Below are 1,130 nucleotides of genomic sequence, written 5' to 3' on the forward strand. Positions count from 1 at the left end.
GGTGGATTCAAGACCTTAATGCAACACATGGTCTTTTTGGTTATGCTCAAAGTTATTAATTTAGTTTATAATTCTGATATTTTATTTTGTTTATTTCAATTTCCATCATATAGCTTGGGGTTTTATAATTAAGCACCTTTCTAGGTCTGTTATTAAGCTTTTCCTGCACGTTTTTGAGTTGTTGCTCTGTTATTTCGTTAAAGTCGGTTTTCTTTGGGAAATAGCGTCTAATTAGGCCATTTGTGTTTTCATTAGTGCCTCTTTCCCAAGGCGAGTAAGGATGCGCAAAGTATATATCCATTCCTGTTTGTGTTGTGAGCCATTTATGATTGGCCATTTCCATTCCGTTGTCATAAGTCATCGTTTTTCTTAGTTCTGGGTTTAAGTTGTTTAAATGCTTTGCTATTTCGTGTGTTACTGTTTCTGATTTTCGGTCTTTTAGATAGAGAATAAACGTGTATCTGGTTTTTCTTTCTACAACAGTTGCGATGGCGCTTTTTTGTCCAAGACCTACAATTGTATCACCTTCCCAATGACCAATTTCCATTCTGTTTTCTACATGTAAAGGTCTTTGTTCAATAGAAATAGCGTCAGGAATTCGCACTCTTTTTGTTCCATACTTTCTGTGTTTTCTTCTTCTGGAATGATTGTAGGGTAGAAGTGCTATTAATTTTCTGCCTAATCTTGATTGTCGATGTCTGTAAATATGTTGGTAAATAGCTTCATGTGAGATTGACATTATTGTGTCATTAGGATAAATATCTTTGATGCTTCCGGCAATCTGTTCCGGGGAGAAGTCACTTAACAATCCTTTGTATACAAAGACTTTTAGTTTGAAAAATGTATTTATCTTATCTAAATTTCTTTTGTTTAAATACTCTTCTTTTGCGCAAAATTGAGCTAGTTCAGCATTGTATTTATCTGTTGGTTTTCTTACCCATTTCTTGACTTCTCTGTGAATAGAAGATCTATCTCTTGAGAGTTGTTTAGCGATGTATGATATTGATTTTTTTTCTTGGAGTAATGTCTGAATAACGACACGTTCAGCAAGGGTTAATCGATTACGTTTTGCTTTCATATACAACAAATTTAAAAATTATAATTTGTTGCATTAAGTTATTGAATTTACG

At 33.5% G+C, this 1,130-nt stretch carries 1 protein-coding gene; it reads right to left on the bottom strand.

The features are described 5' to 3' along the window. Positions 1–55: 55 nt before the first annotated feature. Positions 56–1,078 carry an IS30 family transposase gene (locus SK086_RS13575; RefSeq protein ID WP_324692343.1) on the bottom strand — a complete coding sequence of 341 codons (1,023 nt, stop codon included), beginning with the start codon at positions 1,076–1,078 and terminating at the stop codon, positions 56–58. Positions 1,079–1,130: the final 52 nt, after the last annotated feature.

Source organism: Flavobacterium cheonhonense (genome assembly GCF_035671315.1).
GTDB classification, from domain to species: Bacteria; Bacteroidota; Bacteroidia; order Flavobacteriales; family Flavobacteriaceae; genus Flavobacterium; species Flavobacterium cheonhonense.